This window comes from Propionibacterium australiense, from assembly GCF_003666605.1.
Classification (GTDB): Bacteria; Actinomycetota; Actinomycetes; order Propionibacteriales; family Propionibacteriaceae; genus Propionibacterium; species Propionibacterium australiense.
The window spans coordinates 111257-126554 of sequence record NZ_RCIV01000001.1 but is presented as its reverse complement, the minus strand read 5'-3'; the positions used below and the strand labels follow the sequence as shown (position 1 = coordinate 126554).

General features: G+C 66.2%; 13 protein-coding genes and 2 pseudogenes. 11 read left to right on the top strand and 4 right to left on the bottom strand.

What is annotated here, in order from left to right; genetic code table 11:
• Positions 1 to 291: 291 nt before the first annotated feature.
• Together D9T14_RS00590 and ychF are read left to right on the top strand one after the other, a co-directional pair.
• The gene (locus D9T14_RS00590; RefSeq protein ID WP_119161928.1) at positions 292 to 2148 is read left to right on the top strand and encodes an ABC transporter ATP-binding protein; all 1857 of its coding nucleotides are present in this window, start codon (positions 292 to 294) and stop codon (positions 2146 to 2148) included.
• Positions 2149 to 2500: 352 nt separating this feature from the next.
• On the top strand, positions 2501 to 3574 hold the full coding sequence (ychF, locus tag D9T14_RS00585) for a redox-regulated ATPase YchF (protein ID WP_119161927.1): 1074 nt from the start codon (positions 2501 to 2503) through the stop codon (positions 3572 to 3574).
• A gap of 246 nt (positions 3575 to 3820) precedes the next feature.
• On the opposite strand, the gene D9T14_RS00575 is transcribed toward ychF, so the two are convergent.
• Together D9T14_RS00575 and D9T14_RS00570 are read right to left on the bottom strand one after the other, a co-directional pair.
• Positions 3821 to 4249, bottom strand: coding sequence for a type II toxin-antitoxin system VapC family toxin (locus D9T14_RS00575; protein ID WP_119161926.1), 429 nt, complete (start codon positions 4247 to 4249; stop codon positions 3821 to 3823).
• A complete protein-coding gene (locus tag D9T14_RS00570; protein WP_119161925.1) occupies positions 4246 to 4485 on the bottom strand; it encodes a type II toxin-antitoxin system Phd/YefM family antitoxin in 240 nt (79 codons plus the stop codon). Before D9T14_RS00570 ends, D9T14_RS00575 begins: the two co-directional genes overlap by 4 nt.
• Positions 4486 to 4604: 119 nt before the next feature.
• Here D9T14_RS00570 and D9T14_RS00565 point away from each other — a divergent pair.
• The 9 genes and pseudogenes from D9T14_RS00565 to D9T14_RS00525 all read left to right on the top strand — a co-directional run.
• A pseudogene (locus D9T14_RS00565) lies at positions 4605 to 4727 on the top strand (DUF933 domain-containing protein); the annotation flags it as partial.
• Positions 4728 to 4809: 82 nt separating this feature from the next.
• Positions 4810 to 5091 carry a type II toxin-antitoxin system RelE/ParE family toxin gene (locus D9T14_RS00560; RefSeq protein WP_119161924.1) on the top strand — a complete coding sequence of 94 codons (282 nt, stop codon included), beginning with the start codon at positions 4810 to 4812 and terminating at the stop codon, positions 5089 to 5091.
• Between the two features lie 8 nt (positions 5092 to 5099).
• Positions 5100 to 5399, top strand: a complete 300-nt coding sequence (locus tag D9T14_RS00555) for a HigA family addiction module antitoxin (RefSeq protein WP_119161923.1) — start codon at positions 5100 to 5102, stop codon at positions 5397 to 5399.
• A 129-nt stretch (positions 5400 to 5528) separates the two neighbouring features.
• Positions 5529 to 5657 (top strand): annotated as a pseudogene (locus D9T14_RS00550) (DUF933 domain-containing protein); the annotation flags it as partial.
• A 103-nt stretch (positions 5658 to 5760) separates the two neighbouring features.
• Positions 5761 to 7014, top strand: coding sequence for an ATP-binding protein (locus D9T14_RS00545; protein ID WP_119161922.1), 1254 nt, complete (start codon positions 5761 to 5763; stop codon positions 7012 to 7014).
• Between the two features lie 393 nt (positions 7015 to 7407).
• The gene (locus D9T14_RS00540) at positions 7408 to 8889 is read left to right on the top strand and encodes a DUF3375 family protein (protein ID WP_119161921.1); all 1482 of its coding nucleotides are present in this window, start codon (positions 7408 to 7410) and stop codon (positions 8887 to 8889) included.
• Positions 8882 to 9601, top strand: a complete 720-nt coding sequence (locus tag D9T14_RS00535; protein WP_119161920.1) for a DUF4194 domain-containing protein — start codon at positions 8882 to 8884, stop codon at positions 9599 to 9601. The genes D9T14_RS00540 and D9T14_RS00535 overlap by 8 nt, the downstream gene beginning before the upstream one ends.
• Positions 9598 to 12963, top strand: coding sequence for an ATP-binding protein (locus D9T14_RS14335; RefSeq protein ID WP_119161919.1), 3366 nt, complete (start codon positions 9598 to 9600; stop codon positions 12961 to 12963). Before D9T14_RS00535 ends, D9T14_RS14335 begins: the two co-directional genes overlap by 4 nt.
• Positions 12960 to 14126, top strand: a complete 1167-nt coding sequence (locus D9T14_RS00525; protein ID WP_119161918.1) for a DUF3322 and DUF2220 domain-containing protein — start codon at positions 12960 to 12962, stop codon at positions 14124 to 14126. Before D9T14_RS14335 ends, D9T14_RS00525 begins: the two co-directional genes overlap by 4 nt.
• Before the next feature lie 64 nt (positions 14127 to 14190).
• Here D9T14_RS00525 and D9T14_RS00520 read toward each other — a convergent pair whose 3' ends face one another.
• Complete coding sequence (locus tag D9T14_RS00520) at positions 14191 to 14400, bottom strand: hypothetical protein (protein ID WP_126464182.1); 210 nt, start codon at positions 14398 to 14400, stop codon at positions 14191 to 14193.
• A 211-nt stretch (positions 14401 to 14611) separates the two neighbouring features.
• Positions 14612 to 15199, bottom strand: a complete 588-nt coding sequence (locus D9T14_RS00515) for a TetR/AcrR family transcriptional regulator (protein WP_170175658.1) — start codon at positions 15197 to 15199, stop codon at positions 14612 to 14614.
• Positions 15200 to 15298 lie beyond the last annotated feature (99 nt).

Below are 15298 nucleotides of genomic sequence, written 5' to 3'. Positions count from 1 at the left end.
TTCTGGGCGCGGGTGAGTTTCGTCGCGTTCTGGTTCCTGCCTTGCCAGTGGCGCCGTCATCCCCAGGCCGCCCGGACGGGCGCGAGCCCCTCGATAGTGCCTCCAGGCCACCACGATGCAGGCTTGGCACGAGAACCTATGGACTTTCCGTTACCTTCTTCGTATTATTGGTGATGGGGCTTGTCGCCAAGTCCGCAGAAGCTCGTGGCGTGGCTTCGCCTGTTCCAGATCGGCAGCGTCGTCAGTCGAGCTTCCCAATGACACTCACCAAAGACGATCAAGAAATATGCGATGACCTCCTCTGAGTCTCCGATTGACGACATCCGTGACATGACGCCGGGTAGCTCTGCGGTTCCGTTCCGTGAGGGTATCGCGCTGTTGTGGTCGTACGCGCGTCCGCATCTGCACACTCTCATCATCGGTATCCTGCTGGGATTGTTTACGACGGCGATCACGCTTGCGACGCCTATGGTCACCAAATGGGTTCTCGATTCGCTTGGAGCCGAACTCGAACTTGCCAGGCCGGTCGCAGTGTTGGTGCTGATCTTGATCGTCGGGATCATCGCGAACCTCGCGCAGAGCGTGCTGCTGGGCAGGATCTCGGAACGTATCGTGCTGGATGCTCGCCGTGGCCTGGTCAGTCGATTTTTCCTGGCGAAGCTGGAACAGATTCAGCGCTTTCGCACCGGCGAACTCGTCACCCGTGTGACCAGTGACACGCTGCTGTTGCGGGAAGCGGCAACGAACAGTCTCGTGCAACTCATCAACGGCCTGGCGTCATTGGTCGGGACCATCGTATTGATGGCACTCCTCGATTGGCCTCTCCTGTTGACCACGCTTCTCGCGCTGGTGGTCGTCGTGGGCCTGTTCGGTGTGCTCGTCCCGCAGATCGGCAAAGCCGACAAGCGTGCCCAGGATGCCATCGGAGAGCTTGGTGCGGCATTGGAGGGCGACGTGCGCGCACTGCGTACGGTGAAGTCCAGCCGCGCTGAGTTCCGTGAAATTGCACGCGTGAACATGAAAGCCGAAGAGTCTGCCCGGCACGCCATCTGCTCGGTATGGTTCTCTGCGCTGGCGTGGGCGGTCGCAGGCGGGGGAATGCAACTGGCGGTCATCGTCATCCTCGGCCTCGGCGCAAGACGCCTCGCGCTCGGCGAGCTCGCCGTGTCCACCCTGGTTGCATTCTTGCTGTACGCCTTCAATATCGTCGAGCCGATCACCTCACTGGCCGGGTCATTCGCCACCCTCCAGAGCGGCCTCGCCGCAGCTGCGCGCATTCGCGAAACCGAACACCTTGAACTCGAAAACACGCACGCTCGCCCTAGCGACGCAGTTGCTGACCCGAGCAACCCCGATGCACCGGTACTCGCGCTCCGCGCGGTCACAGCAGGTTACGCCGATGCAGACACCCCCGCGCTATCCGACGTGACACTCGCCATCCCGCGCAAGGGGCATATCGCACTCGTAGGCCCGTCAGGTGCAGGAAAGACCACCGTCTTCTCGTTACTGCTGCGCTTCATCGACCCCAGCTCGGGGCGGCTTGAACTGAACGGCGTGCCCTACGACCGGTTGAGCATTGACGATGTCAGGTCCGGCATCGCCTACGTCGAACAGGAAACCCCTGTGATCCCCGGGACCGTTCGTGACAACGTGCTCTTCCGTGCGCCCGGAGCCACCGACGACGAAGCGTGGGAGGCACTGGCGTCAGTACGCCTCGATCAGAAGATTCGCTCCCTGAATGGCGGGCTGGACGCGAACGTTACCGAGACCACTCTCTCAGGCGGGGAGCGTCAACGCCTTGCTGTCGCGCGAGCGCTGGTGCGCCGCCCGAACGTGCTCCTGCTGGACGAGGCCACCGCCCAACTCGACGCGACCACCGAAGCGGCTATCCAGAACGTCATCGCCACCGCTTCACGAGAGGGCGCGGTCGTCACTATCGCGCACCGCCTGTCCACGGTGCTCGATGCCGACCAGATCATCGTCCTCGAAGACGGTGTCTTGCGAGATATAGGAACCCACCGCGACCTCCTCATCCGCGACACACTCTACCGGGAGCTCATCACCGCGCTACGCATCCACACGAACACCGACCCCACCCCTGCCAGCCACGAACACGAAGCCGCCCAGTCTGCAGACCTGTTCCGGTGACTGGCCGAAACCATGGACAGTGGCGTGGCGCCACCGATCCTGAGGCACACGGCGCGGCTGCTGACCATCACTACGCGATCAGCCGCTTCTGGCAGCTAACCCCGGTGGGCGCGCACCTTCGCGGACGCCATCGTCACGCGGCACAAGAGATGGATCGTGCAGAACCAGCCGACGGGCGAGGCGGTGCTGGTCATCGACACCGAGATGGTGAGATCACTCGCCCAGGAGATGAGGGCGGACCTGCGCTGAGGGCGGTGCCGTTGCCCGGCCTGTTCCCCATCCGCGTCCGACCGCAGACGCCCGGCGGAGCCGGCTGGGGTGTGGTGGCCGGCGAACGGTAATCTGGTTGGACGTGGCACTCACCATCGGAATCGTCGGCCTCCCCAACGCCGGCAAATCGACCCTGTTCAACGCGCTGACCCGCAACGACGTGCTCGCGGCGAACTATCCGTTCGCGACGATCGAACCCAACGTCGGCGTGGTCGGGGTGCCCGAGCCCCGTCTCGAGGTGCTGGGGAGGATGTTCAACTCGCAGCGCCTCGTGCCCGCCACGGTGAGCTTCGTCGACATCGCCGGCATCGTCAAGGGCGCCAGCCAGGGCGAGGGCATGGGCAACGCCTTCCTCGCCAACATCCGCGAGGCCGACGCGATCTGCCAGGTCACCCGCATGTTCACCGACGCCGACGTCTCGCACGTCGCGGGCTCGATCGACCCGGCGTCCGACCTGGAGACGATCACCACCGAGCTGGTGCTCGCCGACCTGCAGACCCTGGAGAAGGCGCTGCCCAAGGTCGAGAAGGAGGCGGCGATCAAGAAGGAGGCCCGCCCCCGCGCGGCCGCCTACCGCGAGGCATACGAGACCCTCAGCAAGGGCGTCGGCGTCTTCCAGGCCGGCCTCGACCCCGAGCCGCTGCGCGAGCTGTGGCTGCTCACCGCGAAGCCGTACATCTACGTCTTCAACTGCGACCAGGACGAACTGGCCGACGAGGAGCTGAAGGCCCGTACCCGCGCACTCGTCGCCCCGGCCGAGGCCATCTTCCTCGACGCCAAGTTCGAGGCCGAGCTGGTCGAGATGGAACCGGACGAGGCCCGCGAGTTCCTCACCGAGATGGGCGTCGACGAACCCGGCCTCGACAAGCTCGCCCGGGTCGGCTACGACACCCTCGGCCTGCAGAGCTTCCTCACCGCCGGCGAGAAGGAGGCCCGCGCCTGGACGATCCGCAAGGGCTGGACCGCCCCGCAGGCCGCCGGCGTCATCCACACCGACTTCGAGAAGGGCTTCATCAAGGCCGAGGTCGTCAGCTACGACGATCTGGTCGAGTACGGCTCGAAGAAGGAGTGCCAGGCCGCCGGGAAGGTGCGGCTCGAGGGCAAGGACTACGTCATGGCCGACGGGGACGTGGTGGAGTTCCGGTTCAACGTGTGACGTCATTGACGTCTTCGGCATCGCGCAGCACGGGCTCGCCATGTCGATCGGTGTGCCCTCGCGTCGGGTCAATGAGATCGTGCACGGCAAGCGGGCGATCACCGCGGACACGGCGTTGCGCCCGGGCATAGTCGAGACCGGTGGGGGCGCGGGGCACGCTCCCCGGCCCACGCCGCCTACGAGGTGGCGGGCTGCGTGCGCAGGTGCTTCAGGAATTGCGAGGCGCGGTTCCCGGAAAGGCTTGTTTCACCGGGGCGTGCTCTCCCACGGGTTGACGACCGCTACTCCCAACACCGCGAAGTCCCTGGTGTTGCGCGTGACCACGGTCAGGCCGTTGACCGTCGCGGTGGCTGCGATGAGTGCGTCGCGTTCTGGCCGCGGGTCCGGGACGTGCAGGCGTGCGGCGCGGCGGGCCGCGGCAAGATCGATGGGGAGGATCCGGCCGGCAAAGGCGTCGAGAAGCTGCTCGTCCAACCATGACTGGAGCCGCTGCGCTTGGATGTGGTCCCGCCTGTCCAGGCTGGCTATGCCCCGTTCCACCTCAAGAATGGTGATCACCGACAGGTACAGATCCGACGGCCTTCGTGACGCCACCCATGAACGTACGTGAGGGTCGGCTCTGCGCGCGGGCTTGCGGAGTTCGCTGACCACATTGGTGTCCAGGAGAAAGCTCACAACTCTGGAATCCTCAGGCCGATGGATGCCGGCTCGAACTCGACATCGACGTCGTCATCCATGCTCAGTCTGTCGACCAGTGAGGTGCCCGTCTCACCGAGGCGGTGGTAGTCGTCAATGGTCAGCAGGACGTACGCCGGCTTGCCGCGGTCCGTGATGATGACCGGCCCGTCATTGGCTGCCCGCTTGGCGGCACTGACGTCATGGTTGAAGTCGCGAGCAGTGATCGAGGACATGCCGACACCTCCCGTGTAGGTACATGCCTACGATATCTTCGGCGCGTGTGGTGGACAAGCGTTGGGTGCACTGGGTCCGCCGCCGGGCTCATGGTGTGGGATATTTGATGTTTCCCAGGGCGCGGGCCGGCTTCGACACTCTCGGCCTGCAGAGCTTCCTCATTGCGGGGGAGAAGGAGGCTCGCGCTTGGCCGATCCGCAAGGGCCGGACCGCCCCGCATGCCGCCGGAGTCATCCACACGAGTGGCCGATGGCGATGTGGTCAAGGTCCGCATGACGTATGGCGTTATTGACGCATATCGTCATGCGTGTCACTCTGGGTGGGTGATCAGATCCTTCGGAGACCGGGACACGGAGCTCGTGTGGCTGCGTGAGCCGGCTCGGCGGATCGATCCGCGCGTCCACAAGACGGCGAACCGGAAGCTGCATCAGCTCGATGCCGCTGTGTCGCTCAACTCGCTTCGAGTCCCGCCCGGGAATCACCTCGAAGCGTTGAGGGGCGACCGTAAGGGTCAACACAGTATCCGGATCAATGACCAGTGGCGGATCTGCTTCGTGTGGACCGCCGCGGGGCCCGAGAACGGGATCATCGAGGACTATCACTGAGGTGCACCATGGCAGAAAAGCTCTACGCGCCGATCCATCCGGGCGAGGTCCTGATGGAGGACTTCATCAATGCCTTCGGCATCACGCAGCACAAGCTCGCCGTGTCGATCGGCGTGCCCCCGCGTCGGATCAATGAGATCGTGCACGGCAAGCGGGCGATCACGGCGGACACGGCGTTGCGCCTGGGGCGCTACTTCGGCGTCGAACCGCAGTTCTGGCTCAACCTGCAGTCGCGGTATGAGCTGGAGCTGGCGGAGGATCGTGCGGCCGGTGAACTCGACGCCATCAAGCCCATCCACGCTGCATGACGACGAAACCGACTGACTGGGCGAGCAGCGACGTGGTCATCGCTGCGATGTCTACGCCGAGGTGATCGACTGCCGCTCCACCTGCCGGCCCGCGCGCCGGGTTGGTCGTGCCTGGCATGGCGATGAGGCGTCGGCCATGACGATCTGGTCGAGTACGGCTCGAAGAAGGAGTGCCAGGCCGCCGGGAAGGTGCGGCTCGAGGGCAAGGACTACGTCATGGCCGACGGGGACGTGGTGGAGTTCCGGTTCAACGTGTGATGCCCGGGGCGCGGACAAAAAGTAGCGTATCGGTCCTCCAAAAGGTATCGTATTGAATCTCCAAAAGGTAGCGTAGAGATCAGCCAAAAAGTAGTCTTCACGTATGGAATACCTTGTCAGGACCCTTGACTTCGAGTTGGATGCTCTCCTCGCAGATGCCCCTGCCATCGCGATTGACGGACCCAAGGGTGTAGGGAAGACCGATACCGCGGCTCGCAGAGCGGGGCAGGCCTGGTTCCTGGATGACCCGGCCCAGCGGGAACTGCTTCGTGCCGACTTCGCACTTGACGCCATCGCCCCGCAGGGAACTGTGCTGCTCGACGAGTGGCAGCAGCTGCCTCAGGTGTGGGACTCCGTCCGGCGCGCGGTGGACAGGGGGGCTGCTCCGGGAAGATTCCTTCTCACCGGGTCTGCCACGCCTGCGTCAGCATCGGGTACGCACAGCGGAGCGGGCCGCATCCTGTCGCTCCGGATGCGCCCGATGGGTCTGCACGAGCGAGGTGTGACACGTCCAGCGGTCTCACTGGCAGCGCTTCTCACCGGTACCGCAGGAGGGCTCGGGTCAACGACGGAGTTCGGTCTACGCGATTATGTCGGGGCAATCGTGTCCAGCGGCTTCCCCGGCACGCTCGGCATGTCACCCCGAATGTGTCGTGGCTTCCTGGACTCCTACCTCTCCCGCGTCATCGATCGTGATCTTCCGGATCAGGGCTACGAGGTTCGCCGCCCCGAGACCCTGCGGCGCTGGCTCGCGTCCTATGCTGCGGCGTCATCGACGACGACCGCTTATTCACGACTCCTGGACGCCACAACCGGTGGCGATGGCGCGCAGCCGGCGAAGACGACGACCATCGCGTATCGGGATCACCTCAGCAGGCTGTGGCTGCTGGACCCCGTCCCCGGCTGGATCCCGGCGGGTAGTCCCTTCACCGCGTTGCGGCAGGCCCCCAAGCACCAGCTGGCCGATCCGGCGCTGGCGGCCCGCCTGTTGCGATTGACAGAGTCAACACTGCTTGCGCCCGAGGGCGCTGCGATGCTCGGCCACCTCTTCGAATCCTTGGTCACCCTCGGGATCCGCATCATGGCGCAGGCCGCTGAGGCCACCGTCGGCCATCTGCGAACCAAGGCCGGTGAGCACGAAGTCGATCTCATCGTGGAATCGGTGGACGGGGGAGTGCTCGGTGTCGAGGTCAAACTCGCGCCGGCGGTCCAGGACCCGGACGTGCGTCATCTCCTCTGGCTACGTGATCGGATTCCGGATCGGGTCGTGGACCTTGCCGTCATCACCACGGGACCAGCCGCGTATCGCCGCCCGGACGGGGTCGCGGTGATCCCGCTCGCCCTTCTCGGTGCGTGATGCAGTCGTATGACACATCGCGTGCTCGCTCACCGTCGTTGAGCGGGGTCATCCCCTGGCTGCCGGTGCCTTCCACGGCGGCTTCAAGAAGAGTGCCAGTGAGGCTGAGGTTGTCGGTGACGACGACATGGTCGAGCATGGTTCGAAGAAGTGCCTGCCAACAAGAAGTGTCGGTGCTGTCGGGCATCATGGTCGTCGTGGTTCGAAACCGAGCAGTGAGCCAGGCCTGCTCCGGAGATTGCCGTTTCGCGCCAGTTGTGTCCCCGCCGCGTGGTGTTCTTCCGCGCGGACCGCCAGCATGGCCGGGCCCCTGCGACTGTGCCGGATGTCTCCCTGAGTGGTGCGGGTGGCAGTACATGAGCAGCGTTTTCTGATGGTAGGGAGGATTGACCGATGGCCTCCGATATTCGCGCGGACGTCGCACGAGTGGAGTCCGCTCTCGACACGCCCACGCTCAAGCTGTTGGACCGCAAGTCCGCGTCCATTGCGCTGCCGGTGTTCGCCAGCCTGTTCCCCGAGAATGCCGATCCGATCCCCACCGAGCGCTTCCACACCCGCGTCGACGCGCTCCTGGACGAGCTGCGGGCATCTGGCTACGACGTTCCACTCTCCAGCGGCAAGCAACTGGCCTCCCAGTGGGTTCGGGAGCGCTGGCTGTACCACGACCCCGGCAGGGAAGACGAGACCTACCGACTCACCAGCGACGCCGAACAGGCCCTCGACTACGTGACCCGGGCGACCCGCACCACCCTCAACGTGTCGGCCTCGCGCATCGAGACGATGCGCCGCGTCGTCGCCGAGGCTGCGCTGGCGGCTCACCCGGATCGCGAGAAGCGGATGAGCTATCTGCACGGGGAGATCACCAGGCTCACCGCCGAGTACGAGCGACTGCAGGCGGGCGGCGAACTGCAGCCGGTCAGCGATGACGAGCTGGCCGAGCAGTTCGCCAACGTGCTGCGCGAGCTGGAGGGACTGCCCGCCGACTTCCGTCGCGTCGAGGAGGCGGTTCGCGCCGTGCACCGCGACGTCGCCCAACGCTTCCGCAACGAGGACCGGCCCGTCCGCGAGGTCATCGACTACTACCTGGACCAGTCCCAGCAACTGCTGACCGCCACACCCGAGGGGCGCGCGTTCAGCGGAGCCCTTCAGCTGCTGCGGGAACCCGACTGGTTGCGCCGCCTTCGTGATGACCTGGGCACCATTCTGGAGCATCCCCTGGCCGACGCACTCCTGCCCGAGGAGAACCGGCAGCTGCGCGGCACGGTCGAGGTTCTGCGCCGGGGCATCGACTCCGTTCTCGCCCAGCGCCACCGCGCCACCGCCACGCTGAGCGAGCACATCCAGAACTACGACCACGTCCGCAACCGCGAGCTGGATCTGGTGCTGCGTGGTATTGATGAGCAGCTGCGCGGCTGGATGCAGCACGCTCGTGCGCGCGACCACGTCGACGTGGGGCTGCTTCCTGCACCGCTGGAGATCGACGCTCTCAAGTTGAACACGTTCGATCCTGACAGCGAGAAACCGCCGGAGCCCCTGGAGGACGTCAGTGACCTGATTCCGGCACCTCCCGACCTCGACGACATCCGCAAGCAGGGCGGCCCGCGCTTGGATGACCTGCGAGGCAGAATCCGCGAGCAGCTGCACTCAGACGCTCTCGATTCCGCCGCCCATCTGTTCAATACACTGCCCGACGACCTCAAACGACCCGTCGAGGTGCTGGGGATGCTGCACCTGCTCGCGGAGATGGGCGCCGACATCGATCTCGCTGCCCGCGAACCAGTCCGCACCATCCGCCCAGACGGCACCACTCGCACCCTGGCCATGCCGCGCACCCGCTTGACCGCCCCCGAGAACCGAGGAGACGACGATGACTGACCTCGAGTGGACCGACGACGATCCGAACGAGCATGGTGACGCGACCGAGGAGACATCGCTGGCCATGTTCGAGGGAGACAGCTCCCGGCTGTTCCCCGAGCAACGCCGATGCCTGCACGCTCTTCTCAAACACCGCTACCTGTCAGCCGAGAAGCATCCCGAGCACTGGGCGGTCCTCATGGCCGACACCGAGCTGATCAAGAGCCGGCTCAACGACGTCTTCCTCGACCTGCACATAGACCGGACGCACCGGATCGCCTTCAAACGCCAGGCCACCGCCGACTCCGAACCACTGCCGACACTGCTCCGCGCCTCCTCGCACACCAAGGAGGAGACGATCGTCATGGTGCACCTGCGGCGCAGGTTCTTCACCCAGCGTCAGGAGGGCGACGAGGCCGTCTTCGTAGACCGGCAGGCCCTGCTGGACGAGGTCGCCGACATGCGTCCAGACCACGCGACCAACCGGGCGATGGACCAGAACCGAGCCAACAAGGCCATCGACTCACTCGTCACCGCCCAGGTGCTGCTGCGCACCCCGGACCCCGATCGCTTCCAGATCTCTCCGGTCGTGGAGGTCCTGTTACCGGTGGAGAAGCTGCGAGCCCTGTGGACCTGGCTGATCGAGTCCAACCAGAGGGACGCCAAACCCGATCTTGACGTTGACGAGACAGCCAACGGCCTGCTGCTCGACACCCTCGAGGAGAGCACATGACCGACGCCACCCTGCCCGTTCCCGTGCCCACCGACCACTCACAGTGGCGCATCGAGACCCTGCAACTGGTCAACTGGGGCGGCTTCCACGGACACCACCTGGTGCGGTTCGCGCCGGGCTCCACCCTCATGTCCGGCGGGTCGGGCTCGGGCAAGTCGACCGTACTGGACGCCTACATCGCCTTGATGATGCCCAGCGACGTACCGTTCAACGGAGCCTCCAATGAGGCCGGAGGACGGGCACGCTCCGCCGGCCAGCGCAACCTGCTCACCTACCTGCGCGGCAAGACCGACACCGCCCGGGTCGACGGCTCCGACGAGCTGCGCGACCACGTGCTGCGCGGCCGCGACGGCGGACACGTGTGGGGCGGCATCGCCGGCACCTTCGTCAATGACGCACAGCGACGGTTCACCATCATGCGACTGTACTTCGTCAAGGCCGGAGCCACCGTCAACGCCGACATCACCACCACCTACGCCACATTCGAGGGTTACTGCGAGCTGTCCACATTGGAGCAGCTGGCCGTCACCCGTTTCGAGAAGCGCAGCCTGCGTGCGGTCGGCATCGTGCCCTACACCACCCTCCGCGAGTTCCAGGACACGTTCACCACCCGGCTGGGCATCGGCGGCAGCGATGGCGGTCACAAGGCCCTGCGCCTGCTCGCCCGTGTGCAGGGCAACCTGGAGGTCAAGCGCGTCGACGACCTGTACAAGAAGATGGTGCTGGAGAAGCCCATCACCTATGAGGTGGCCGACGAGGCCATCGCACACTTCGCCGATCTGCAGGCCTCCTACGACAAGATGCAGGACGAGGCGGAGAAGGTCAAGGCGCTGCAGCGCCTGCCCGAGCTGCAGGTCGACCTGCTCCAGGCAGAGCAGGAAGCGGCGCTCCTGGCAGCGATCGGCGCTGACCGGGACGGCCCGACCCCCTTCCGGCTGTGGCGCCTTCGGACCGAACGAGTGCTGCTGGACGACGCGGTGGCAAGGAACCGTGACGAGTATGCCAGCTGGTCGACGAGCGTGGCCACGCTGAAGTCCGATGTCGCGAGGCTGGAAGGCAGATTGAGCGACATCGCCGAGCAGAAGCGCGCCAACGGCGGCGACGCCATCGACGCGCGCCGGCGTGAGATCGAGTCCCTGCAGCGCGACCGGGAGACCGCCTATGCCGCCAGCATCAAGTTCAGCGAGCGGACCAGCGACATCAACCTGGTCACGCCCGAGACCGCCGATGAGTTCGCCCAGGCTCAGCGCGATGCGACGGCCTTCCTCGCGGCATACGACGAGCGGCAGGCGGATCTGCGGGCCGAACAGGAACAGTTCCGCGACGATCTGGCGCCGCTCACGACCCAGAGACGCGAACTCCTGGCCGAGCGCAGCTCCCTCCAGGGCCGTGCCAGCAGCGTGCCCCGCAGGATGCACCAGGCCCGCGTCGACATGGCCCAGGCGGCCGGCCTGGACCCCGAGGACGATCTGCCGTTCGTCGCGGAACTGATCGACGTGCTCCCCGACGAGGAGCACTGGCGCAAGGCCATCGAGACCACGCTGGGCGGCGTTGCCCGCACCGTCCTGGTCGACCGCAAACGGCTTGCTCACCTGTCCCGTACCATCGAACCGATCCGCATCTCCCCGCGCATCCGGTTCGTCGGCGTCGACCTGGCCGAGTATCGGGCCTGGCACGGCGATCCCGACCACGTCTCGGGCAAGCTCGCGTTCAAGGAGTCCGGGTTCTCCGCGTGGGTGCAGGACCGCGTCTCCAGCCGGAGCCTCGACCACCTGTGCGTCCCCGGCCCCGACGCCTTCACCGACACCGAACCGTGCGTCACCCCGTCCGGCCAGACCCGCGACGGCAACAAGGGAGCCCACGGCGAGTCCGGCGACGGCTCCATCATCGGCTTCTCCAACAAGCGCCGCCTCGCCGACATCGAGGCGCGCCTGGCCGAGCTGGACCCCCGGATCCGTGTCCTTGACGATCAGGTCAAGCAGCTCGACGAGCGCCTGCGAGTGCTGGCCGCGCAGGAGCACGCCCACCGCTACGTCACCGACCAGACCTGGGCCAGCATCGACCACCTCGGCATCACCCGCCGCATCGACGAGCTGCGTGACGAGATCACCCGGCTGCGGCAGGCCAACTCGATCCTCGATCAGCTCCAGCAGCAGGAGGAAGAGCTCTCCGGGCGGCTCCGACAGGCCAACAAGGACCTCACGAGAGGTGAGGACCGACTCGACGCCCTGACCAAGGAGCACGGCGTCCTGGTGGACGACACCGACCAGATCCAGGACGGCATCGACGCCATCGAACAATCCCAGACCGCCGAGCTGACCACCGACCAGCAGGACTACCTCGACGAACTGTTCGCAACCAGCTGGGACGCCTCCGACCTGAAGGGCTTCTCCAGCAACATCAAAGGACTGCGACGGGCCCTCGCCGACAAGGCGTCTGATGCCGGGCGTCGACGCAGGAGCGCCGTCGGCTCCATGGAGTCGATGTTCACCCAGTTCCAGCAGCACTGGCCAGACAACAACCTGGGCGTCGCCGCCGAGTCCGCCGACGGCTACCGCGACATCCTCGACCGCATCCAGAACGAAGGCCTGCACGAGCGCCGGGAACGCTGGCGCCGAGAGTTCGCTGCCTGGTCCAGCGACGACCTGCTGCGGCTCGGTGACGCCTACGACACCGCCATCGAGGAGATCGAGGACCGGCTGGAACCGATCAACCACATCCTCGCCGACCTCCCATTCGGCGGGAAGGGACATCTGCAGATCCACCACCGCCGCCTCCAGAACGACGAGGTCCAGCGGTTCCGCAAGGAGCTGCGCACCCTGTCGTCCGGCCTGGCCGCCGAGGTCAGCGACCAGCAGGTCGAGACCCGGTTCAAACGCCTGGCCGAGTTCATGGCTCGTATCTCGATCCCCGAGGGGCACGCGAGGTCATCGACCTCGCAGCGCGACCGTTTCCTCGACGTGCGCCAGCACGTGTTCATCACCGCCGTGTGCCTCGACGAGAACGGCGACGAGGTCGCCACCTACGACTCGCTCGGCGGCAAGAGCGGCGGCGAGACCCAGGAACTGGTCGCCTTCATCGTCGGATCCGCGCTGCGCTACCAGCTCGGCGACGAAGAACGCTCCCGACCCCGGTTCGCGCCCGTCTTCCTCGACGAGGGTTTCGTCAAGGCCGACAGCGAGTTCGCCGGGCGCGCCGTCACCGCCTGGCAGCGTTTGGGCTTCCAGCTCATCGTCGCCGGCCCCTTCGACAAGGTCACGTCACTCGAACCCCACATGGACCTGCTGCTCACCGTGGTCAAGAGCGACAAGGGCTACTCCAAGGTGACCGACCTGCCCGACGCGAAGGGAGCGCCCGCATGAAAACGCCCGACCAGGTCACCGCAGACATCCGCCGCCGCCTGACCAAGGGCTGGCACACCCACTTGACTGGCGAGGAGGCGGCGTTCCCGCACGACTTCCCGCTGGGCCGGACGGACGCCGCGCAGCTGCGCGGCAACTACGCGGCCGTCCACGCCCTCACCGTCGACTGGCAGCAATGGGCCCGTCGGCACGACGTCCAATTGACGTATGCCACGCGGATGGCGACCGGCGGGACTCGCCAGCAGGTTCCGACCCACGCGCAGGTGGCCGGCATCGACCACGCCGCAGCCATCGTGGGAGACGGTTGGCCCGAGCGGCTGGAGCGTGGTCGACGGCGCCTCAACGCCCTGAAGGACGGATACCCGCAACTCGTCGATCTGGCGCGTACCGTCAGAGCCGTCGACGGCTACAGCGATCTCGACTTCGACCTGTTGCGCACCGTTGCCGACTGGTTCGCCGACGATCCGTTGCGGGCTCACGGCGTTACGCCGCGACAGGTGCCGATACCGGGCGTGCACGCGAAATGGCTGCAGGCCCACGAGGCGACCGTGTGCGCGCTCATCGGCATCCACGACCTTCACCTGGCGCCCCGGCATCCCTCGCGCATCCACTTCACCTACCTCGACCCGGACCACATCGCCGGGGAAGGGCGCGTCCACGACTCGGCGACCGTCGGCGACCGGTTCACCCCTGCCTACCGGCCTCGTGTCGTCATCATCTCCGAGAACAAGGACACGGCGATCTACTTCCCGGCGATGCCGGGAGCGATCAGTGTCGAGGGCATGGGGCGCGGCGGCAAGGCGGCCGCGTCGTTCGAGTGGCTGCACCAGGCGCCTCTGGTCGTGTACTGGGGCGACATCGACCGTGACGGTTATGAGATCCTCGACGGCTACCGCGCCGACTTCGGACGCGACATCGAATCGGTCCTCATGGACGAGGCCGCCTACACCACCTACGAGCGTTTCGGCACCGACACCGACAGGCACGGGGCAGCGCTGCGCCCTGGGAATCCCCGGCCCGTGCCGCGGCTCCGGGCGAGCGAGAGGGCCGTCTACACGTTGCTGACCGATCCGAGCCATGACGGACACCGCCGCGTCGAGCAGGAACGCATCCCCCTGCATGTGGCCCTTGAGCACGTGCTCGGGCTCGACGGCATGGGCTAGGGATCCTTCGCTGCGGGCGTGTCTCATGTGTTCCCCACCAGCGCCACGGACAGCGTCGCACGGATCATGCCAGGTGCCGAGCCATCACAGCTTTCTGCGCGTCGTCAGTGATGCGCTGGCGCGTGGAGTCCGACACCCGTTCGACGAACAACCGGTCCACGTCACAGATCACCGACTTGTCATACACGGCGGGGTGGGTGATTGCCACTTCACTGTTGGCCGGTGCGCCGGGTTGGTCGTGCCTGGCATAGCGGCGAGGCATCGGGTTCGACACGCTCGACCTGTAGACCTTCCTGACGGCGGGGCTATCCGGAGACTCCGGTGCGATTCAAGGATCCGTTCGAGGGCCTCAAGTGGTCCCCGTCGGAGCCTGGGGCGGAGCAGGTCCGCTCGCGGGCTTCCACGTGGGCGCCGTGATCCGGGAAGTCCTGGTCGACCCCGCCCCACTCGGGAGAGCGGGGATGGGCCCTGGGTGGACGTTCCGTTCAGGCGGGTGGGGGCTCCGCCGCCCAACCCGAGCGCAGGGTCGCGGTGAGTTGCTCTCGGGTCTCGGTGTCGTCGGCGGCTGAGCTCGCCCAGGCGATTCCCAAGGCGGCCAGGAACAGGGCTCGGCCCGTAAGCTGCGGTTTCGCCAGTCCTGCGTCCCGTGCGGGGGCGAGGAAGGTCTCGGTGGCGTCTACGATGGTGTGGCAGGTGCTGCCCAGAGGCGTGCCGGTGGCGTCGACGGCTGCCCTCAGAGGTCCGGGGAGCCCGTCGTAGGCGGTCATCTTACGGACGAGGACGTCGAGCCACTGCTCCAGCGCAGCTACCGGGTCGAGGTCGGCACGGCGGATGCGGTCACGCTGCGCCTCGAGTTGCGGTTTGTCGAGATTGATGACGGCGGCGACCAAGTCCTCCTTCGTCGGGAAGTGACGGTACAGTGTCCCCACGCCGACGCCGGCGGCCTTGGCAATGGCATCCATGGACGCGTCGAGCCCGTCGCTCGCGAATGCCTGGCGCGCGGCGTTGACCAGGAGTTCGCGGTTGCGTAGTGCGTCCCGACGGGGGCTTGCCGTGCGCGATCTGTCTGGCATGCCGCACCCTTCTTGAAAAGTGGAGGCTGTCTCCGTATCGTTTGATCCGGAGACAGCCTCCATTTTAGCTGCAGTCGAGAGGCAGCAGATGTTGTAGCG